Annotated in this window: 18 protein-coding genes and 1 pseudogene; all 19 read left to right on the top strand. The window is 31.0% G+C overall.

The features are described from left to right. Positions 1-70: 70 nt before the first annotated feature. The 19 genes and pseudogenes from ACJ5H0_RS08740 (at position 71) to ACJ5H0_RS08650 (ending at position 21620) form a co-directional block, all read left to right on the top strand. Positions 71-922, top strand: coding sequence for a glycosyltransferase family 39 protein (locus ACJ5H0_RS08740; protein ID WP_411248954.1), 852 nt, complete (start codon positions 71-73; stop codon positions 920-922). Continuing rightward, the gene (locus tag ACJ5H0_RS08735; protein ID WP_411248952.1) at positions 909-1592 is read left to right on the top strand and encodes a hypothetical protein; all 684 of its coding nucleotides are present in this window, start codon (positions 909-911) and stop codon (positions 1590-1592) included. The genes ACJ5H0_RS08740 and ACJ5H0_RS08735 overlap by 14 nt, the downstream gene beginning before the upstream one ends. 74 nt (positions 1593-1666) lie before the next feature. Further along, a pseudogene (locus tag ACJ5H0_RS08730) lies at positions 1667-2573 on the top strand (NAD(P)/FAD-dependent oxidoreductase). Positions 2574-2797: 224 nt separating this feature from the next. After that, positions 2798-4063 carry a serine hydroxymethyltransferase gene (gene glyA, locus ACJ5H0_RS08725; RefSeq protein WP_411248950.1) on the top strand — a complete coding sequence of 422 codons (1266 nt, stop codon included), beginning with the start codon at positions 2798-2800 and terminating at the stop codon, positions 4061-4063. Positions 4064-4122: 59 nt separating this feature from the next. Then, positions 4123-4584, top strand: a complete 462-nt coding sequence (locus ACJ5H0_RS08720; protein ID WP_172280053.1) for a regulatory protein RecX — start codon at positions 4123-4125, stop codon at positions 4582-4584. Between the two features lie 440 nt (positions 4585-5024). Continuing rightward, positions 5025-6974 carry a polysaccharide biosynthesis protein gene (locus tag ACJ5H0_RS08715; RefSeq protein WP_172280051.1) on the top strand — a complete coding sequence of 650 codons (1950 nt, stop codon included), beginning with the start codon at positions 5025-5027 and terminating at the stop codon, positions 6972-6974. Positions 6975-7046: 72 nt separating this feature from the next. Next, positions 7047-7853: a polysaccharide biosynthesis/export family protein gene (locus ACJ5H0_RS08710; RefSeq protein ID WP_411248947.1), complete on the top strand. Its 807-nt coding sequence runs from the start codon at positions 7047-7049 to the stop codon at positions 7851-7853. Between the two features lie 134 nt (positions 7854-7987). Next, positions 7988-8776 (top strand): polysaccharide biosynthesis/export family protein, encoded by a 789-nt coding sequence (locus tag ACJ5H0_RS08705; protein WP_411248945.1) that lies wholly within the window; start codon positions 7988-7990, stop codon positions 8774-8776. A gap of 9 nt (positions 8777-8785) precedes the next feature. Then, positions 8786-11128 carry a GumC family protein gene (locus ACJ5H0_RS08700; protein WP_411248943.1) on the top strand — a complete coding sequence of 781 codons (2343 nt, stop codon included), beginning with the start codon at positions 8786-8788 and terminating at the stop codon, positions 11126-11128. A 2-nt stretch (positions 11129-11130) separates the two neighbouring features. Beyond that, positions 11131-12099, top strand: a complete 969-nt coding sequence (locus ACJ5H0_RS08695; RefSeq protein WP_411248941.1) for an SDR family oxidoreductase — start codon at positions 11131-11133, stop codon at positions 12097-12099. Positions 12100-12131: 32 nt separating this feature from the next. Further along, a complete protein-coding gene (locus tag ACJ5H0_RS08690) occupies positions 12132-13427 on the top strand; it encodes a nucleotide sugar dehydrogenase (RefSeq protein ID WP_411248939.1) in 1296 nt (431 codons plus the stop codon). A gap of 186 nt (positions 13428-13613) precedes the next feature. Next, a complete protein-coding gene (gene rfbC / locus ACJ5H0_RS08685) occupies positions 13614-14171 on the top strand; it encodes a dTDP-4-dehydrorhamnose 3,5-epimerase (protein WP_411248937.1) in 558 nt (185 codons plus the stop codon). 144 nt (positions 14172-14315) lie between these two features. Further along, positions 14316-15017 carry a hypothetical protein gene (locus ACJ5H0_RS08680; protein ID WP_411248935.1) on the top strand — a complete coding sequence of 234 codons (702 nt, stop codon included), beginning with the start codon at positions 14316-14318 and terminating at the stop codon, positions 15015-15017. A gap of 185 nt (positions 15018-15202) precedes the next feature. Continuing rightward, a complete protein-coding gene (locus tag ACJ5H0_RS08675; protein WP_411248933.1) occupies positions 15203-16600 on the top strand; it encodes a lipopolysaccharide biosynthesis protein in 1398 nt (465 codons plus the stop codon). Then, positions 16600-17796, top strand: a complete 1197-nt coding sequence (locus tag ACJ5H0_RS08670) for an EpsG family protein (protein ID WP_411248931.1) — start codon at positions 16600-16602, stop codon at positions 17794-17796. The genes ACJ5H0_RS08675 and ACJ5H0_RS08670 overlap by 1 nt, the downstream gene beginning before the upstream one ends. Before the next feature lie 12 nt (positions 17797-17808). Then, positions 17809-18972, top strand: a complete 1164-nt coding sequence (locus ACJ5H0_RS08665; protein WP_411248929.1) for a glycosyltransferase family 4 protein — start codon at positions 17809-17811, stop codon at positions 18970-18972. Further along, positions 18969-19889 (top strand): glycosyltransferase family 2 protein, encoded by a 921-nt coding sequence (locus tag ACJ5H0_RS08660; RefSeq protein WP_411248927.1) that lies wholly within the window; start codon positions 18969-18971, stop codon positions 19887-19889. The genes ACJ5H0_RS08665 and ACJ5H0_RS08660 overlap by 4 nt, the downstream gene beginning before the upstream one ends. Continuing rightward, complete coding sequence (locus tag ACJ5H0_RS08655) at positions 19879-20454, top strand: acyltransferase (protein ID WP_411248925.1); 576 nt, start codon at positions 19879-19881, stop codon at positions 20452-20454. Before ACJ5H0_RS08660 ends, ACJ5H0_RS08655 begins: the two co-directional genes overlap by 11 nt. Before the next feature lie 38 nt (positions 20455-20492). Then, positions 20493-21620: a hypothetical protein gene (locus ACJ5H0_RS08650; protein ID WP_411248923.1), complete on the top strand. Its 1128-nt coding sequence runs from the start codon at positions 20493-20495 to the stop codon at positions 21618-21620. The last annotated feature ends 4 nt before the right edge of the window (positions 21621-21624 follow it).

Raw genomic sequence — 21624 nt, 5'->3', positions numbered from 1 at the left:
TAAACAAGGTTTGAAAATGTAATGAATGAGAAGCTTAAAATGTCTTAATTTTAATTTCAAACTTTGACCTATGAAGAAAAGCTATCTTATTCTTTTCGTTTTTATTATTGCAAAATTTATTCTTCAATATTTATTGATTAACCCCGAATACGAATTACATCGGGATGAGTTTCTTCATATTGATCAGGGAGATCATCTTGCGTGGGGATATTTGTCCGTTCCACCAGTTAGTTCTTGGGTGGCATGGTTAATTAAAATATTAGGTAGATCAGTATTCTGGGTTAGATTTTTTCCGGCTTTATTTGGGGCGCTGACTATAGTTGTTGTGTGGAAGATCATTGAAGAGTTAAAAGGAGGATTGTTTGCTCAGATTTTGGCTTCTTTTGGGCTATTATTTTCTGTGCTTTTGCGATTAAATATGCTTTTTCAGCCTAACTCTTCGGAAGTGTTTTTATGGACTTTATTCTTTTATATTTTAATTAAATACATATATACAGAGAAAATAAAATGGCTTTATTCCGGTGGGATAATTTTTGGTTTGGGTATTTTAAATAAATATAATATTGCTTTTCTGGCATTGGGTTTTATCCCTGCACTTTTGTTAACAGGCCAAAGAAAGATCTTTGCAAACAAGCACACCTATTGGGCTGCACTTGTAACTTTAGTTATTATTTTTCCTAATCTCTTATGGCAGTATAATAATAACTTCCCTGTTATTCATCATATGAAGCAGCTTTCAGAGAATCAATTGGTCAATGTGAATAGATTTGACTTTTTTAAATCTCAATTACTATTCTTTATAGGAGTTACGTTTGTTATCATATTGGCTTTCTACGCCCTGTTATTTTACAAACCATTTGAAAAGTTCAGATTTTTCTTTTGGGGATATGTAATTGCAATATCTCTGTTTGTCTTTTTTTAAAGCTAAAGATTATTATGCAATTGGTCTTTATCCTGTTTATATTGCCTTTGGGTCAGCTTATTTGGATCACATTTTAGAAAGCGGATGGAAAAGATTTCTTAAACCACTCTGTATACTTTTTCCCATACTATTATTTATTCCCATGTATCGTATTTTGTTTCCTAATAAGAGTCCTGAGTTTATTGTGAATAATCCGGAGCGTTATAAAAAATTTGGATTGTTGAGATGGGAGGATGGAAAGGATCACTCATTACCTCAGGATTTTGCAGATATGCAAGGGTGGAAAGAATTAGCACAAAAAGTAGATAAAGAATATTATAAATTATCAAAGATAGGAAAGACTTTAGTTTTATGTGATAATTATGGTCAAGCTGGAGCTATTAACTATTATTCAAAGATGGGAATAAAAGCTGTCTCATTTAATGCCGATTATATCAACTGGTTTGATCTTAAAGACAAATATTTTAACTTGATAAGAATAAAAGATAATGATAATGATGATGAGCTAAAAGAGACTGGTCCTTACTTTGAAATTTCAAGAAAAGCTGATTCTATTACCAATCCTTTTGCCAGAGAAAAAGGTACTCTTATTTTTAGTTTCAGTCGGGCAAAAATAGATGTTAGACCGAAATTAAAAAATGAGATCGATGATAATAAAAGGGAATTTTGAAATAATTCATTATTGCAACTTTATTGCATTATCAAAAAATTATTTTATCTTTGTCTTAAATTTTATTTCAGACCATGGAAGTAAACCCTTATGATGTTATAATAATTGGAGGCAGTTATGCTGGTCTTTCAGCTGCAATGGCTTTAGGAAGATCTTTGAGAAATGTATTAATTATTGATGGAGGAAAACCTTGCAATGAGCAAACACCTTATTCTCATAATTTTCTGACACAAGATGGAAGGACTCCCCGGGAGATTAGTGATGAGGCTAAATCTCAGGTGAAAAAATATAGTTCTGTAAAGTTTTATGATGGTATTGCGAGTAAACTTCTGAAAATAGATAACGGATTTGAAGTCGAAACTCAGTCACTAGAAAGATTCAAATCTAAGAAATTGATTATTGCCACTGGAATTAATGATATAAAGCCACTTATTCCAGGATTCAAAGATTGTTGGGGTATTTCTGTTTTACACTGTCCGTATTGTCATGGGTACGAAGTGAAAAATGAGAAAACAGGAATTATGGGTAATGGCGATTTTGCCTATGAGTTTTCAAAAATGATTTCACATTGGACGAAAGACCTTACTCTGTTTACCAATGGAAAGGCAGAGCTCACAGAAGATCAGATCAGAAAGTTACAAGAAAAAAAAAATTAATATCAATGAAAATGAAATTACGGAATTGAAGCATAGGAACGGGATCATTGAAAGTGTCCTCTTTAAAGACGGATCAAAAGTTTCTTTAAAAGCTGTCTATGCTAAAGTTCCTTTTGAGCAAAATATAAACGTTTCACAGGATTTAGGCATCGAAATAACTGAGTCAGGCCATATAAAAACAGATGCTTTTTATAAAACCAATGTGTATGGTGTTTATGCCTGTGGTGATAGCTCTTCAATGATGAGATCTGTAGCAAATGCTGTCGGATCTGGAAATACCGTTGGTGCTATGGTAAATAAGGAGCTTATTGAAGAAGAATTTTAATTAAATTTTAAGTGTTTTTAGTATTCCTTGCTGTATTAATATAGCAGGGAATATTTTTTTATAAGAAGTGATGGGCACTTTTTCACTGAGATTTTAAGCTAGATAGGGATTGAGAAATAAATTGTGTTTTATATTATTTTATCCCAAAAATCATATTTTTATGAATAAAATCTTGTTGAAAATTCCGTACATTTGGGGTGAAAAATCTCAAAAACTAAAAGTAAATGGATATTATTTTCGACCTGATTGAAAAGGAAAAACAAAGACAAACTCATGGATTGGAGCTTATAGCATCGGAAAATTTTGTTTCTGATAATGTAATGAAGGCGATGGGGAGTGTATTAACAAATAAATACGCAGAAGGGTACCCTGGTAAAAGGTATTATGGTGGATGCGAAGTAGTAGATGAGGTCGAAACATTAGCAATAAACAGAGCAAAGGAGCTTTTTGGAGTTGACTATGTAAATGTTCAGCCTCACTCCGGATCTCAGGCTAATGCAGCTATTTACCTTGCCGTTTTGAAACCCGGAGATAAAATTATGGGAATGGATCTTTCCATGGGAGGACATCTGACTCATGGTTCAGCCGTTAATTTTTCAGGAATTCAGTATAATGTTGTTTCTTATGGCGTACAACAGGAAACAGGTTTGATCGATTACGATCAAATGAGAGAAGTTGCTTTGAGAGAAAGGCCCAAAATGCTTATTGCCGGTTTTTCCGCTTACTCCAGAGACCTGGATTATGCAAAATTCAGAGAGGTGGCAGATGAAGTAGGTGCTACTCTGTGGGCTGACATTGCACACCCGGCAGGTTTGGTTGCAAAGGGATTGCTGAATTCTCCATTTGAACATTGCCACGTAGTAACTACAACTACTCATAAAACACTAAGAGGGCCAAGAGGAGGAATGATCATGATGGGTAAAGATTTCGAAAATACGTATGGTCATAAGACACCTAAAGGAGAGATCAAAATGATGAGTCAGGTTTTAGATGGTGCAGTATTTCCTGGAATTCAAGGAGGACCTCTTGAACATGTGGTTGCTGGTAAAGCAATTGCTTTTGGAGAAGCTTTGGATACTCAGTTTGAGACTTATGCAAAACAAGTTAAATCTAATGCTCAGGCTTTAGCAAAAGCAATGATCAGTAGAGGATTTGATATTGTGAGCGGGGGAACAGATAATCACTTAATGCTTGTGGATCTTAGAAATAAAGACGTTAATGGTAAAGAGACTGAAAAAGCATTAGTTCTGGCAGATATTACATGTAACAAAAATATGGTTCCTTTTGATGATAAATCGCCATTTACTACATCTGGAATCAGACTAGGAACGGCAGCAATTACAACAAGAGGATTAAAAGAACAGGATATGGAAACTATTTCAGAGCTGATCTCCGAGGTTGTTGATAATATCAAGAATGAAGAAGTTATTGCATCTGTAAAAAAGAAAGTAAATGAATTAATGGAAGGGAAAGCTTTGTTTAATTACTAAATTTTACTTCAATTTAAATACTAAGAATGGGCACTTTGCTCATTCTTTTTTTATAATATATGGATAAGAAATCTTATACTTTTGAAGAAATCAAACAAAAGCTGGTTAACTATTGTGTTTATCAGGACCGATGTCATGCTGAAGTTGAACAAAAGATGAAAGAATTCATGCTGATCAACGAAGCTAAAGAGGAGATTCTTTTATATCTGATTCAGGAAAATTATCTGAATGAGGAGAGGTTTGTAAGAAGTTATATCAGGGGAAAGTTTTATATAAAGCACTGGGGGAGAAATAAGATTCGGATGAATTTAAAGCAAAAGCAAATTTCCGAAAAGCTTATTCAATCCTGCTTTAATGAAATAGATGAGGACGATTATTTTAAAACCCTTAAAAAGATGTTTGATGATCACTATTCCAAATCCAGTGGGCTGAAAGAGTACCAGAGAAAAACGAAAACAATCAGTTATTTAATAGGCAAGGGGTACGAATATGAAATAATCCTGCAGGTTCTTGAGAATTAATATATATGTAATTTACGTTCCGTTTATTTTCTGTTTAAAAAAAAATAGCTTTGTTGAAATTTTAAGGATAATAAATTATAACAATTATACTGTGAATTGAGCTGTAGTTTTATATAAGACTTTTATATGTAATATCTTACATTGTTTTATTAAAAAAAAAATTAAAATTTTAAAAGAAATTAAAGTAAGTGGCACGAAAAATGCATGTGGTTTGCAATATTTATATTTTGAAATTTATATCTGAAAAACAATGAAAATATGATATAAATAGCGTAAAAAGTATGGAGATTGTGTATAAATTTTTTTATAGACAATAATATGTGTTAGAAATAGTTTTTATTGGAAATAGATAAAGTAGAAAAAAGAAATTAAACAATTGCATTAAAATTATGAATAATATCTATTACCTTTGCCCCGCTAATAAAATCACCTAATGTTGAATGAAAAAGTTGCATGAAGCTTTTAATGCTCTTTACAATGGCGATAACATTGTGAAAATCACGAAATTGAGATATATACCGAGATGGTTGGTTATCATTATCGATATTTTAATTATCTTTTTTTCAATTTTGCTTTCACGTCTTTTCTTAAGGAATCTGGATGTGAAAGTTAATTTTCCGGAATATGTTGTTCAGAAAAGGATTTTAGTAATTGGGATTAATATCCTGTTTATGTATGTCTTCAAAACCTATGCAGGTATTATAAGACATTCTACTTTCTTTGATTTTTTCAAGATTATACTATCATCAGGAAGTACATTGGTCAGTCTTTTGATTATCAATTACATTTCACAGATGGCCATGGGTACATCACTTTTCCTGTATCCTAATCTGTTTTTATATTTCCTTATTTCGGTATCCATCATGTTCTTTTTCAGGATGGTTACCAAGCAATTCTTTAATATGCTGATTGATATTAAAGGTGCTTCTTCTAAAGTAAGAATAGCAGTGGTAGGCGTTGGAGAGGCTTCTGTAGCATTGGCTCGCGCCATTATGCATAATCCTAACTATCCCTATCGATTACAAGGGTTTCTAACTGGAAGATCAGATTCAAACAGAGCCTTACTATTGGGCTACAAGATTTATAATAAAAATCAGTTTTTTAAAAGCGAAAAATTAATCAAGCAGTTTGATGCTGTATTGTTGATTAAGGAGATTATGACAAAGCAGGAAATCGAAGAATGGATGACCTTAGCTTTGGATAGTGGTTTAAGAGTGCTGAAGGCTCCGACACTTAGTAAGATGCGAGATAGTGATCTTGTTGGAGGAATCAGCCAGCTTCAGATTGAAGATTTACTGAATCGTAAACCTATAAAAATAGAGAGTGAAGACGTAAAAAAGAGACATTTTGATAAAAATGTTTTAGTTACAGGAGGTGCTGGTTCTATTGGAAGTGAAATTGTTAGGCAAGTTGCGCAGTTCAATCCTGCATTAATTGTAGTTCTTGATCAGGCAGAGTCCCCATTATATGAATTGGAATTAGAGCTTCTGGAAAAATTTCCTGAGCAACGGTTTAAATTTGTACTGGCGGATATTTCTAACAGTTACAGATTAGAAAAAGTGTTTGAAGACTATCAGTTCTCAATGGTATATCACGCGGCTGCATACAAGCACGTTCCGTTAATCGAAGAAAATCCACATGAAGCTATTTTTGTAAATATCTTAGGGACAAAGAACGTTTCTTTATTATCGAAAAAGTATAAAGTAAACCGTTTTGTGATGGTTTCTACCGATAAGGCTGTTAACCCTACCAATGTAATGGGGGCGTCAAAAAGAGCAGCAGAATTGTTTGTTCAGTCTTTACAGAATTCACCGGGAAATACTACTAAGTTTATTACTACGCGTTTTGGGAATGTATTGGGATCAAACGGTTCGGTTATTCCTCACTTTAGAAAGCAAATAGAAAAGGGAGGTCCCGTTACGATTACTCACCCGGACATTATTCGTTACTTTATGACAATTCCTGAAGCATGTGAACTTGTACTTCAGGCAGGAACTATGGGTAATGGAGGAGAGATTTATGTATTTGATATGGGTGAACCTGTTAAGATTTTAGATCTTGCTAAAAGAATGATAAAACTCTCTGGTTATACGCCAGATGTAGATATAAAAATTACTTTCATTGGTTTAAGACCGGGAGAGAAATTATATGAGGAACTTTTAAGTAATAATACTGTTACCATTCCTACACATCATGAAAAGATTTTGATCTCAAGAGATCCGATAATGGAATTCGATGAGGTGGATATGCTATGCAAGCAGATTATATTAGCTGCTGTTAAAAGAGATAAATTACAGGTAGTTAGAATTTTAAAAACTATTGTTCAGGAGTTTATAAGCAATAACTCCGAGTTTGAAATTTTGGATAAAGAACCATTAGTAGAAGACTAATTGAGTGCAATGAAATCAATGAATAGTTTGTAAAAAAATAATTATCCTATTTTTGTGGAAAAATTATCAGGAATGAGTTTAAAGTATTTTATTTATGGTGCTGTAAGTTTAGCAATGTTTTCTTGTACAACGAGACAGGATATCAATTATATGAAAGATATTGATAGTATTACACTCGAAAATTCGATTAAAAATAGCAGAGTTGATTTTCAGCCTGGGGATCAATTAATTATTACAGTTTCAGCAAAAGATATGGATGTAGTAAAGCCTTTTAATCAGAATTATTCTTCAGGTAGTACAGTTGCTCAATACACATTGCCTAGTTCCAATAATCTTCCTCAGCAGGTTCCGGCGTCCGGACCAACTTATGTCATAGATACCAATGGTGATATTGTTTTTCCTCAGATAGGAAAAGTAAGCACTAAAAATGAAAATATTGAAACATTAAGAACTAAACTTACAGGGTTAATTTCAGAATATGTAAAAAACCCTATTGTAGACATCAAACTCATCAATTTTAAAGTTTCTGTTCTTGGGGAAGTTGCTAAGCCTGGAACTTATGTAATACCTGATGGAAATACAACTTTACTAAGTGCGATCGGTTTAGCAGGAGATTTAACTGCTTATGGAGTAAGAAATAATATTTTAATTGTTCGAAATGTTGATGGACAGATAAGTAAAGAAAGAATAGATCTTACAAGTGCTAATTTTATAAATTCTCCTTACTATTATCTTAAACAAAATGATGTAGTATATGTTCAACCAAATGCTAACAGGGAAAAAGCAGCAAGGGTAGATCCTAATACAGGGCTTTACATTTCTGTTGCCTCTGTAATTGCTTCAATAACTGTAGGGATATTGGCTTTGATTAAAAATTAAATAAATAAAATTTAGAATAGACTGTCACCAGCAGGTGAACGCTAAATCACAAATTAATAGAAAAAAAAACAGCTTGTTCATAAGATTATAATGACTAATGTATTGATTACAAGCGAACAGACTTAAATAATAATATGAATAAAACAATTATTAAATATCTTTTAATCCTGTCGGTGGTTTTAATATCATGTAAACCTAAACAGAATATGGTATATATGGCACATCATAATATGGAAGAGGAAGTGGCTAAAGCTAAATTCCAAGGATTACATATTCAAGAAAGTGATGTGCTTTTAATTCTGGTTTCTGCACTTGATGAAGCAGCGGTTAAACCTTTTAACCTTAATACTGTAAATAAAGTAGGAAGCGAATCAACTACAGGTGTAAACCAATATGTACAGCCTAGTGAATATTTGGTTAATGAAGAAGGGTATATTAATTTTCCTGTCTTAGGAAATGTGTATGCTAAAGGTATGACACAAGTACAGCTAAAGCAAGATCTTGAAGCTCGGTTAAAAAGATATCTAACAGATCCTTTAGTAACTATTACTTTGAAGAATTTTAATGTAAGTGTTTTAGGTGAAGTTAAAGTTCCAGGGCAAAAAGAAAGTACTACACAAAAGCTTAACATTTTTCAGGCATTAAGTTTGGCCGGGGATATGACTGATTTTGGGGATCGAACAAAAGTAAAACTTATTCGTCCTGGAGATGATGGAGTAGACCAAGTAATAAACCTAGATCTATCTCGCTCTGACATTGTGAATTCACCATATTATTATATGAAACAAAATGATGTTCTTTATGTAGAACCAGATCATAATAAGCAAATACAGGCAAACTCTAATCCAAATAGAGCTTTAACATTTCAGATCTTAGCATCAGCCTTAGGGGTAGCAACATTAATTATTTCTTTAACTCGATAAACCTTGGATATGCAGAAGATAGAATTAAAGGAAAATGAGGAAACACTAGATTTAAGAAAGGTTGTAGGTAAATATATTGGTAAATGGCCGTGGTTTGTTGGATTTGTAATTATTTTTGTAATTATAGCGGGTATTTATCTAAGATATTCCGTTCCTCAATATGAAACAACAACAACACTTAAATTCGATAAGAAACAGACCGATATTACAGGTGCATTAGCAGATTTGGATAATTTAGGATTAGGTCTTGGTAATGCTGATGAATTAAAAAGTGAATTGGCAGTAGTTAGTTCCAGGCCAATTCTTACAAAAGTTGTTGAAAATCTAAATCTGAATGTACAATATTATCATTCCGGGGAAATAAAAGATTCTGAACTATTTACAAAGATACCTATTACAGCAAAGGTAATTTCTTATAATGATCCAAAAAAATTCTTATCTTCCGAGTATACTGTTAAAGAGGTAAAAGGGAATGATTTTATCTTACATAATGATGAAAAAGGTGATTATAAAGGAAGTTTTAATAAATTATTAAGGTTAGATTTTGGAACTGTAACACTACAAAAGACTTCTGGCGTATCCTTTCTTTCAAAATATAAGATCGTTTTCTGGAATCCGCTTGAAAAAGTTAAAAAGTTAGAAAAGAAAATACAGGTAAATTTACCTGATCAAAAAGCTATGTTGATGGATATCAGTATAGTTGGAACTGTTCCTGAAAAATCAGAAGCTATCCTTAATGAGGTTACGAAGCAGTATAATCTTGATGGTTTGAAAGATAAAAATCTACAGGCTCAGAATACTCAGGAATTTATTGATAAGAGATTAGAGGTAATTACCCGCGATCTTTCTGGTGTAGAGAACCAAAAAGAAGATTTTCAAAATCGTAATCGTATTGTTGATTTGCAAGCTCAGGCTCAATTAGCACTTCAAAATACAAGTGATAATACAAAATTACTTCTTCAACAACAAGCCCAGCTCGATCTCTTAAATTCATTACAAACTGAAGCGTCAAAAGGAAGTAATCAGCTAATGCCATCTAATCTAGGACTAAATCCTTCATTAGAACAAGCAATTTCTCAATATAATGGACTTCTTATTAGCCGAAATAAGACATTAAAGCAGGCAACTAATGAAAACCCAGCAGTGATTGAGATGAATAAAGAAATTAGTTCATTGAAAGATATTGTCCGTGATAACATTAATCAGCAGAAAGCTGCGGTAGCGGCATCAATCGCACAGTTAAACGGTCAAATATCATCGAGTACCGGAATGATTGAAAAAGTTCCGGGACAATCAAAAATATATAGAGGCATAGAGCGTCAACAAACACTTAAAGAGCAACTCTTTCTTTTCCTCTTACAAAAGAGAGAAGAAAATGCAATTAATCTTTCTGTAAATGTTCCAAAGGCCAAAATTGTAAATCCGGCATTTACTAATGACATCCCTGTTTCACCTAAAAAGAATCTGATCCTTTTAGGAGCTGTTCTTTTAGGATTACTATTTCCTTTTGCAATATTTTATCTTTACTTTTTGTGGGATGATAAAATTTATAGCCGTAACGACATTACAGAGCGAACGTCATTGGGAGTGCTTGCAGATGTACCTTCCTTAAAAGATGAGGATAGCCATTTGGTTCAGAAAAACGATTTTTCAGAACTTGCTGAAGCATTTAGAGTATTAGTTTCCAATCTTAAATTTATATTACCTACGAAAGATTCAGCTAAAGTTATTATGGTAACATCTTCTGTAAAAGGAGAAGGTAAAACACTAGTATCTGTAAATTTAGCATTAACATTAGGAAACAAGAACGGAAGAGCTCTTCTTATTGGATCGGATATAAGAAATCCCCAGATCCAGCGATATGATAATGAGCCTGTGAAAAGAAAAGGCCTTACAGAATATTTATATGATGATTCAACTAATGTTGAGGACTTAATTCTTACATCTGATACCAATCCAAATTGTGATGTGATTTACGCAGGAAGTATTCCTCCAAATCCTCAAGAGTTATTATCAAATGGAAGATATAAAAAGCTTATTGATGAAGTTAGAGGTAAATATACTTACATCGTCATAGATTCTGCACCACTTATGTTGGTTTCGGATACACTCTATATTTCAGATACAGCGGATGCAACACTATATGTTGTAAGATCCGGAGTTTCAAGAAACATATTAATAGATTTTGCTAATGGACTAGTTAAAGAATCTAAATTGACAAATGTTTCTTTTGTAATTAATGATGTTTCTAAAAATGCTGGAGGTTATGGCTATGGTTATAATTACGGTTATGGTTATGGTTATTCAAGTGAAAAGAAAAAGAAATGGTGGCAAAAAATATTTAAAAAATAAATATGTATAAAATTTTAATTACCGGAGGAGCAGGTTTTATTGGTTCCAATCTAACTGAATACTTTTTAAATAAAAATTGTAAAGTTGTTTGTCTAGATAATTTTGCTACAGGTCATCGTCATAATGTGGAGCCTTTTCTAACAAATTCTAATTACACTCTAATAGAAGGAGATATTCGTGATTTGGAAATCTGTAAGAGAGCTGTAGAAGATGTTGATTATGTTTTACATCAAGCCGCTCTAGGTTCAGTACCTCGTTCAATAAAAGATCCTATTACCAGTAATGATGTAAATGTTTCTGGGTTTTTAAATATGTTGATTGCTGCACGTGATGCAAATGTTAAACGTTTTGTATATGCTGCATCCTCATCTACATATGGAGATTCTGAGTCTTTACCTAAAGTTGAAGATGTTATTGGAAAGCCATTATCTCCTTATGCAATTACTAAGTATGTGAATGAGCTTTATGCAGATGTATTTAGTAAAACATATGGTATACAATGTATAGGCTTGCGATATTTTAATGTTTTCGGTCGTCGCCAAGATCCAAACGGAGCTTATGCTGCTGTAATTCCTCTATTTGTAAAACAATTAATGAATCATGAATCACCGAAAATTAATGGCGAAGGAAACTATTCACGTGATTTCACTTATATAGATAATGTTATTCAAATGAATGAGCTAGCTATGCTTGCAGATAATCCTGCAGCTATAAATACAGTATATAATACTGCAGTAGGGGATAGGACAACTTTAAATGATTTAGTTAAATATTTAAGAGAATATTTAAGTGAATTTGATAAAGAAATAGCTGATATTGAACCTGTTTATGGACCCAATCGTATAGGTGACATTCCACATTCGTTGGCATCAATTGAAAAAGCTAAATCCTTATTAGGATATCAACCATCCCATACGATCGATAAAGGTCTGAAAGAAGCAGTAAAATGGTATTGGGAAAATTTGAAATAATATAAACCAAATTAATAAAAATAAAAGTATTAATGAATACAACTCATAAGATCGCAATTATCGGTTTAGGCTATGTTGGATTGCCTTTAGCACGTTTATTTGCTACGAAATACCCAGTAGTGGGTTTTGATATCAACCAGAAGCGTATTGAAGAATTGAATCAAGGAAAGGATCATACATTGGAGCTTGATGATGATATTTTACAATCAGCATTGGTAAAAGAAAACCCTTTTAAGTCTTCTAGCAACGGATTGTATTGTTCATCGGATTTGGATGATATTAAAGATGCAAATATTTATGTAATTACAGTGCCAACACCGGTTGACAAGCACAATCGTCCGGATTTGACACCATTATACAAATCCTCAGAAACTGTTGGTAAGGTATTATCAAAAGGGGATATTGTAATTTATGAGTCAACTGTATATCCTGGGGTGACAGAAGAAGAATGTATTCCTGTACTAGAGAAAATATCAGGATTAAAGTTCAACGAAGATTTTTATGCAGGTTATTCGCCTGAACGTATTAATCCCGGAGATAAAGAACATACTGTTGAAAAGATCTTAAAAGTTACATCTGGCTCTACACCAGAAATTGGAGAAACGGTAAATAATTTATATAAATCTGTTATTACAGCTGGTACACACCTAGCACCAACTATTAAAGTAGCAGAAGCTGCAAAAGTTATTGAAAATTCGCAAAGAGATATTAATATTGCTTTTGTAAACGAATTGGCAAAAATTTTCAACTTGCTGGAAATTGATACGCATGCTGTTTTAGAGGCTGCTGGAACAAAATGGAACTTTCTACCATTTAAGCCGGGCCTTGTTGGTGGACATTGCATAGGAGTAGATCCTTATTATTTGGCTCAAAAGGCACAAGAGAAAGGATATCATCCCGAAATTATTTTAGCAGGTAGAAGACTTAATGATTCAATGGGACAATATGTAGCCTCGCAGGTAGTAAAGACAATGATTAAGAAAGATATCAAGGTAAATGGAGCTAAGATATTAAATTTGGGAATTACCTTTAAAGAAAACTGTCCTGATGTTCGAAATACAAAAGCAGTTGACGTTATTAAAGCACTAGAAGATTATTCATTAGAGGTGACAACTTATGATCCTTGGGCTAATGAAGCAGAAGTACATCATGAGTACAATATAAATTCAGTCAGTACTATAAATAAAATACGAGATAAGTATGATGCTATAATTCTTACAGTCGCCCATAAAGAGTTTTTAGAATTGGATTTAAATCAATTTTTAAATGAAAATGGGGTGATCTACGATGTGAAAGGCATATTAACTGACTGCGATTCAAGATTGTAGAATATATTTTAAAGATATAATAAAAGAAGCCGGTTTTATCGGCTCTGATGTTACAAGTTAAATTATTTATCCTGATCTCAAGATCAGTAAATCTTTTAATATTTTGTTTTAGGCAGGTAGAATTGAAAATATTCATGATAAGCCTGATATAAAAATATAACGAATACCACTAAATAATTATTAATAATGCAAGCTATAGAAACAAAATTAAAAGGGTGTTTTATTTTAGAACCTACTATTTTTGAAGATGACAGAGGGTATTTTTTTGAGTCATACAATGAAGAAAAGTTGAAGGGTATTTTAGGATATAAACCTATTTTTGTTCAGGATAACCAATCGAAATCTTCATATGGTGTGGTTCGTGGTTTGCATATGCAGGAGGGAGAGTATTCACAGGCCAAGCTTGTTAGGGTAATAGAAGGGGCGGTTATTGATGTTGTAGTAGATGTTAGACCAGGTTCTGGCACATATGGAGAGTTTATTGCAATAGAGCTTACGGAACAGAATAAAAAACAATTATTTATTCCAAGAGGATTTCTACACGGTTTTTCTGTCGTTTCAGAAAATGCCATTTTTTTCTACAAGTGTGATAATGGATATAACAAATCATCTGAAGACGGAATCAATCCTTTGGATACCGAACTAAATATTAATTGGCAAATTCCTTTAGAGAAAATGATTATTTCCGAGAAAGATAAATTAGCTCAATCATTTAACGAATTCAAAATTAAGAATTTAATATAATTTGCTTTTAGAATAGGAGTGAAATTATTCATTTTAGACTTCAATATTGGTTTACATCCAGGAAATTTTCTAATTTGTGTAGTAGGTAGTTTTAATCTATAAAGAAAGAAGATAGGCAAATATTAATGACGTTAGTATAAAGAAATGAATAACGACCGTACTTTAATTATTTATGATTCTGTAAAATATTTTGTACCATTTATTAAAGATAAGGGGATAAAATGTTTTTCATCATTTCGAACTGTAACCAAGTCAGAAAAAATTTTCAGAAAACTTTCTTTTGTAGCTAAAGTTAATGAAAAAGAATGGTACGGCGAATGGAAAAATTATTTAATATCTGTAGATCGGGTTATTATTTTTGCGACTAATCGATATGACTACATAGATTATATAGCAGTACATTATCCACATATAAGAATAATTGTTTGGTATTGGAATCCTGTATTTAGATGTTTTCGACCAGATGTTCTCAATAGAAAAAATGTGGAATATTGGTCCTTTGATAAAGAAGATTGTAGAAAGTATAATTTGAAATATAATACAACTTTTTACTTTAATAACATTTCATTAGATAGTAATAGGTCAGAAATAGACGTTGTTTTTGTGGGAGCAGATAAAGGTAGGAAAGAGGCACTTATTGAATTACAGAAAGTTTTTACTGATATGAATGTATCTACTAATTTCCATATAGTTCCAGATAAAAATAAGCCGAACCCTGATCAGATTAAACCAATTGTTTATAATGATTATTTAAATTTAATAGGTCATTGTAAGGTGATATTGGATTATGTCCAAATAGGACAGGCCGGACTTACGTTACGTCCAATGGAATCAATTTTTTTTTAAAAAGAAGCTGATTACAAATGATATTAGTATCCTTAGTGAAGATTTTTATAATTCAAATAATATTTTTGTATTGGATCATGATAGTATTGATAAAATAGCAGATTTTATTAGACTACCCCATGTGGATCTTGATGAGAGTATTATTTCAAAATATGATTTCACGAACTGGCTAAAAAGATTTGATAATGAATAATTTTATAAAAGCATTTCTTTCCTTTGGATTAGCTACATCGATTGAAAAACTATTGGGATTTGTAATTTTGCCTATTTACACAAAATATTTTAATGCTACAGAATATGGGATCATAGATATGATTGGTACAATTCTGCAGGTTACGTGTATATTTGGATTACTGCAACTAGAAACTTCCTTGCAGAGGTATTATTATGAATATGACAAACTAAAAAGGAAATTGTTAGTCTCAACAATTTATTATTGGATAGGTTCATGTTCGTTAGTTATTGGGTTGATCATATTTTTTATATCTGATATTTTATCACAAAAACTTTTTGGAAGTGCTAGCTATTCAATATTAATTAAAACAATTGCTATACAACTTCCTTTAACTAATATTAGCATGTTAGGCCTTGTTCTGCTTCGGTTTGAAAAAGAAAATTTAAAATTTTTAAGTGTTATAATAACCAAAGTAGCATCTACTCTCTTATTTGTCTATTTATTTGTTGTCTATTTAAAATTGGGATTGAAAGGTGTTTTTATTGCACAGGTAAGTGCGATTTTTTGTTCCACTTCCTTAGTAACTTTTTATGTGAGAAAGCAATTTATACTAAAATTGTCTAGAATAATGTCTCGTAAGAATCTTGGATATGCCTTACCTCAATTTCCTGCACGTGTAGGAAGTATGGTATTGGGACAAGCAAATAGATTTTTCATGTTGGGATATTTATCACTAGCTGCGATAGGTATTTATTCTGTTTCTATGAAACTGGCATCTTCGATACAACTTATAAATACGGCATTTATAATGGCTTGGGCACCATTTATGCATGTTCAATTTAAAAAAGAAAATAATCAAAAAGTTTTTAGTAACGTCTTTCCTTTGGTAGTCGGAGTTACTTTTTTGTGCGTATGTTTAATAAGTTTGTTTTCACTTGAAATGGTGAAATTGCTTGCAACACAAGAATTTTATTCTGCCGCAAAATATGTTGGAGGATTATCTTTGTTCTTTTCATTATATATAATAAAGGAAGTTGTAGATATTGGACCAAAGATAAAGGAGAAAACAAAATACCTATCTTTTACTTTTATATTATCAGTCATTGTAAATATTGGATCGCTCTATATTTTGATTCAGTTTTTAGAACTAAAAGGGGTAGTAATTGCAATGGTCGTAACGAATTTATTTTTAGTATGTCTGTCATGGTTTATATCAAATAAGTTATATTATATTCCATTTAGTGTTTTCCAGTTTATATTATTGTTGGTTCCGACTCTTATCATTTCTATTATGATGATGTATGTGGAGCTTGATTTTGTCAGGAGAATTATGATAGCAATAGTTATTTGTTTGTTTTTTGGTATGCATTTATGGGTTTCTTATAAAAACGTAAAGAAAATATTATAATGATTTATTTATTAGTTTTTATTTACTTATTCCTATTATCGATCTTTTTTGATTTTTTTAAAGTCAAAGGGCCTAGAAATTTTTTCTATTATTTATCAATGATTATATTGATTTTGATAGCTGGACTGAGGTGGCGGGTAGGGGGCGATTCCCTGATTTATCAGGATAAGTTTGAAACATTTATTTTTCCTATTTTTCAATTCACAAAAATAAAATTTCTGGAAATAGGTTGGGAGCCGGGGTATTTACTTGTAAATTCTTTAAGTAAGTCGATTGTACCTGAATTTTGGTTTTTCCAGCTTTTGCAATCGATTTTTATAAATACTATTCTTTTCCGTTTCTTTAAACGATATACGCCCTATTATTTTACTGCAATTTTATTATATGGAATCTTTTATTATTTCTATTTCAACATGGAAATTTTAAGAGAAATTATACCAATATGTATTTTTATTAACTGGATGTATCCTGCATTAGAAAAAAAAGATTATAAGAAATATTATCTGCTTAATGTTATTTTATTATTTTTCCATATTTCAACAGTGGTTTTATTATTAATTCCTTTTTTTGGAAGATTTAAATTAAATAGGAAAGGTTTTATAATACTAGGATGTATTTCAATAGGATTTATTTCCATATTTATATTATTTCCGGGAGTTGTTAGTACGATTGCCTTAACAGATCGTATGGCTTCTAAGCTGGATATTTATTCTAAATATTCTTTTAGTATTAATGGAATGATATATCTTTTCTTGGTATTTGGATGCTTTCCATATTTTTTGGTGCAATTAAATAAGAAGTATTATAAAGATATATATTTTGAAAAATTAATATATCCTTATTTCTTTATAGTTGCAATTTATATAGCTTATTCTGGATTTGGTCGGTTTATTAACTATTTTGGGCCATTTATGCTTGTTTTCTTTGTAAATACCATTTATCTAGTAATGAATGTAAAGAAATTTGTGGGGATTAGGGTCGTGTCTGTTATTCTTTTATTAATCGGACCTTTGCTTTATAAATATCAATATTATTCAATTTCATATGATTATATTGTTAAAGGATCGACTAAATTTAATATGTATTATCCATATTCTAGTATTTTTAATAAGGAAGATTATTATGAATATCGGCTAATTATTTATACCCAAAGTATGAGTGATGCTTATAATAATTCTCAAAAAAGAGAGAAATAACACCAATAAAAAATGAATATATTATTTTTAGAAGCTGTACAGGTTCATGGAGGAGCAAGAAAAAGTACCGTAGAGTTAGCTGAAAGATTGTTAAAGCAAAATCATAAAGTTCATATTGCCGATTTTTGGGGAAACTGTAAAGAATTTGTTGAAGATGTTAGGCATCGGAATATTAATCTTGAAATATTACTTAAAAAAGATGAACCAATTATTATAAAATCTTCTAAAAATCCTTTTATAATCTTTAAAAATATATTGAGTTTTTACATAGAGAAAAGGGAGATACAGAAAAATTTAGAAAGATATATTAAAGAAAATAATATCGAATTAATCATTGTTAATAATTCTAAAACAATATCAATTCTAAAGAAGTCGGATCATTACAAAATCGTATACTTTGCAAGAGGATGGTTTAATTTAAATTCTATCCCAAAACTAAAAGCTTACATTTTTAGAAAAAAAGCAGAATATTTTATAGGTGTTTCTGAGTCTACACGTCAAGCAATTTTTTCTGGTGGATTTTCAAAACTTGAAAATATCTATGTTGTACCTAACGCAATTGATATAGATAAAATTGAAAAATATAAAGTAAACAATCCCGTAGAAAAGAATGATCTGCTAAAAATTCTTCACTGTGGAGGATATTTAAAGGAAAAAGGACAATTGCTTACAATTGACTTGGCAAAGAGAATGAAGGAAATTAATATTAATTTTGAAATTTCTATTGTTGGAGCTATATATGATGGAATCGAGTCTCAGATTTTTGTAAAAAATCTGAGAAACATGATTGAAAATTATGGACTAGAGGATAAAGTTAAATTAATTACAAACAGTAATGATCCGTATAAGTATTTTAATGAAGCTGACATTGTAATACATCCGTCCTATACTGAAGGATTGCCACGTGTTGTTATGGAAGCATTGGCGTTTAAGAAACCTGTTATTGCCAATGCTGTAGGAGGTGTCACTGATTTTATTTTGCATAATTATACAGGATATTTATCGGATTTTAATTCTACTGATGATTATTTAAAGGCGATACTTTTACTAAAAGAAAATCGAGAAGAATATAATAATATTGCTCAAAATGGGTATAATTTAATAAAAACAAATTATGCACCGAAAGTGCAAGTTTCTAGGTTTGAAAATGTGTTAGAAAAAATTTTAAATAAATGAATACAATAACAGTATTTACTCCTACATATAACCGAGAGAAAACCTTACCGAGATTATATCAAAGTTTACTGAAACAATCATATAAAAATTTTGAATGGTTAATTATTGATGACGGAAGTGTAGATAATACAGAATCTCTTATCAATAAATGGATAGCAGAGGAAAAACTTGCAATTAGTTATTATAAACAAAAAAATGGGGGTAAGCATAGGGCTATTAATAAGGGATTGGATCATGCTAAGGGTGAATTGTTTTTTATTGTTGATAGTGATGATTATCTCCCTGCAAATAGTTTGGAAATTGTTTGTAAACGTTATTTAACAATCAAAGAAGATAATTCTATTATTGGGATTGTCGGTTTATATGCAACACCCAATGGTACAATATTAAAAAATCAGCAATTTCCCTTAGATGTTGTTGATACAAACTTAATAGAAAGAAGAGAGCGATATGGTATTACTGTTGATATGGCTAAAGTGATAAAAACCAATAAGTTTAAAGAATTTAGATTTCCTGATATAGTTGGTGAAAACTTTGTGGCAGAATCAATCGTCTGGAATAGAATGGCACTAGAGTATAAATTTAGATACTTTAATGAAGTTATTTATATAGCAGAATATTTCGAAGATGGTTTATCCAGTAACAGTATAAGAAATAGGAGAAAGAATCCAAAATATGCTACGTTATTATATAAAGAACTTGCCCATAATCCTAAAGCACCAATTAAATTAAAATTTAAATCTATAATTAATTTTTGGAGATTTGGATTTTGTGACACCAAAAATATATTTGCCCTATTAAAGAAAATAAACAATTTTCCTTTAGCTCTAATAGCTTTACCGCTTGGATTTGGCTTATATATAAAAGATTCTTATTCTGATGATATTAATATAAAAAAAATGAATAATGACGGGTAGAGATCAATTTAAAAAATATGAACTTATTATAAATATTTTAGTTTCTGTTTTTAAATCTTTAGGAAGAGGGGGGAACTTGTTTTTGTTAAAGTTTTTTAGGAATACAAATGGAAAATTGGGTCTTTTGTTACGATATGTCTTTTTAAAAAATCTGGCTAAAAAAGTAGGAAGTAATGTTTCAATTCAACCCGGAGTATTTTTGTTTGGCTTAGAAAATATAGAATTTGGAAATAATGTTAGTATACATCCAATGTGTTATATAGAGGGTGCTGGTGGCATTATTATTGGGAATGATGTATCTATTGCACATTCAACAACATTAATTTCAACTAGTCACACTTGGGATGATATTTCCATTCCAATTAAATACAATAAAGAGATATCTTCTTTAATAGTTATAGAAAATGATGTTTGGTTGGGCTGTGCTGTGCGAATTTTATCAGGTGTAAGATTAGGTACAAGATCAATTGTTGCGGCAGGAGCAATAGTAAATAAATCTTTTGAAAAAAATTCATTAATAGGAGGGGTTCCTGCAAAATTAATTAAGAAAATTAATGAATATTAATATGGTATTCTTTTTGTCACATAAATAAAAAATATTATATGAAAATGATTACAAGCTTCTTAGTGCTAATTTTTATCAATTGTACTAATCCAAAAGAAAAAATAGATGTCAGTTTAAATCGGGATAGTATTGATTCTAACACAAAGCATGCGCAACTCAATTCGTCTAAAGAAATCGTATTTAGTGATACTAGTAAAAGCGATATCTCTGAAAATAATTCCACAGATAACATTCAGGATTCATCAAATATAATTAAATATTTGCCAGGTAACTATTCAACTACAGGGACCGTAGATTATACAAATGAATTACAGAAGGCTTTTAATGAAAATAAAGATATTCTAATGCCTAATTTTCCTATAGCTGTAAATTTCAGTGGATTAAGTGTGAAAAGCGATTCTAAAATTACTTTTCAAAGTGGTTCAAAATTGATTGTTTTACCAAATTCTAATGCTAAATATCAGGCACTGTTAATTAAAAATATTAACAATGTGAAAATTATAAACCCTGTTTTGGTAGGTGATAGAGATCAACATACTGGAACTACAGGAGAGTGGGGGATGGGAATAAATATCCTATCTTCTTCTAATATAACCATTGTGAACCCTAAAATCAAGAATTTCTGGGGAGATGCTATTTATATTGGGCGTAATGAAAACAGTATATCTTATTGTAATACAATTAAAGTTACAGGTGGTATTTTGGACAATAATAGAAGAAATGGAATTTCTATTATTTCAGGAAAAGATATTACAGTAAGTAATATGATTATTAAAAATACAAATGGCACAAGTCCTATGGCAGGGATTGATTTGGAGCCTAATTTAAAAGACGAATTATTATATAACATCAACTTGAATAACATTACTACTATTAATAATAAAATTGATGGAATAAAAGTAGTATTTCAAAAATTAACGGATCAAAACAAAGTGTTGATAAATATAGATAATCATAACGATCAAGGAAGTCCAAATCCATTAACCTTAGTTGGACTAGAAAATGTAAATAATGATAAACTAAGTGGTGTGCTAAATTATACAAATCCAAAATGGAATAATATGAACTCTAAAGTTAAGGTTCAGAGAGCTTTGTCTCCAAATTTAAAATTAAACATCAACCAAGTTAATGTTAATGGAAAGATGCTAAATAAATCCATTAAATAAATAG

It is taken from the genome of Chryseobacterium proteolyticum, assembly GCF_046591535.1.
GTDB classification, from domain to species: Bacteria; Bacteroidota; Bacteroidia; order Flavobacteriales; family Weeksellaceae; genus Chryseobacterium; species Chryseobacterium proteolyticum.
Note: the sequence above shows the minus strand (reverse complement) of the source record. Positions and strands in the feature narration are given on the sequence as shown.

Excerpts from the sequence above, each read along its gene's own strand:
- ACJ5H0_RS08740 (WP_411248954.1), top strand. The coding sequence starts at position 71 with ATGAAGAAAAGCTATCTTATTCTTTTCGTTTTTATTATTGCAAAATTT.
- glyA (WP_411248950.1), top strand. The coding sequence starts at position 2,798 with ATGGATATTATTTTCGACCTGATTGAAAAGGAAAAACAAAGACAAACT.
- ACJ5H0_RS08720 (WP_172280053.1), top strand. The coding sequence starts at position 4,123 with ATGGATAAGAAATCTTATACTTTTGAAGAAATCAAACAAAAGCTGGTT.
- ACJ5H0_RS08715 (WP_172280051.1), top strand. The coding sequence starts at position 5,025 with ATGAAAAAGTTGCATGAAGCTTTTAATGCTCTTTACAATGGCGATAAC.
- ACJ5H0_RS08710 (WP_411248947.1), top strand. The coding sequence starts at position 7,047 with ATGAGTTTAAAGTATTTTATTTATGGTGCTGTAAGTTTAGCAATGTTT.
- ACJ5H0_RS08705 (WP_411248945.1), top strand. The coding sequence starts at position 7,988 with ATGAATAAAACAATTATTAAATATCTTTTAATCCTGTCGGTGGTTTTA.
- ACJ5H0_RS08700 (WP_411248943.1), top strand. The coding sequence starts at position 8,786 with ATGCAGAAGATAGAATTAAAGGAAAATGAGGAAACACTAGATTTAAGA.
- ACJ5H0_RS08695 (WP_411248941.1), top strand. The coding sequence starts at position 11,131 with ATGTATAAAATTTTAATTACCGGAGGAGCAGGTTTTATTGGTTCCAAT.
- ACJ5H0_RS08690 (WP_411248939.1), top strand. The coding sequence starts at position 12,132 with ATGAATACAACTCATAAGATCGCAATTATCGGTTTAGGCTATGTTGGA.
- rfbC (WP_411248937.1), top strand. The coding sequence starts at position 13,614 with ATGCAAGCTATAGAAACAAAATTAAAAGGGTGTTTTATTTTAGAACCT.
- ACJ5H0_RS08680 (WP_411248935.1), top strand. The coding sequence starts at position 14,316 with ATGAATAACGACCGTACTTTAATTATTTATGATTCTGTAAAATATTTT.
- ACJ5H0_RS08675 (WP_411248933.1), top strand. The coding sequence starts at position 15,203 with ATGAATAATTTTATAAAAGCATTTCTTTCCTTTGGATTAGCTACATCG.
- ACJ5H0_RS08670 (WP_411248931.1), top strand. The coding sequence starts at position 16,600 with ATGATTTATTTATTAGTTTTTATTTACTTATTCCTATTATCGATCTTT.
- ACJ5H0_RS08665 (WP_411248929.1), top strand. The coding sequence starts at position 17,809 with ATGAATATATTATTTTTAGAAGCTGTACAGGTTCATGGAGGAGCAAGA.
- ACJ5H0_RS08660 (WP_411248927.1), top strand. The coding sequence starts at position 18,969 with ATGAATACAATAACAGTATTTACTCCTACATATAACCGAGAGAAAACC.
- ACJ5H0_RS08655 (WP_411248925.1), top strand. The coding sequence starts at position 19,879 with ATGACGGGTAGAGATCAATTTAAAAAATATGAACTTATTATAAATATT.
- ACJ5H0_RS08650 (WP_411248923.1), top strand. The coding sequence starts at position 20,493 with ATGAAAATGATTACAAGCTTCTTAGTGCTAATTTTTATCAATTGTACT.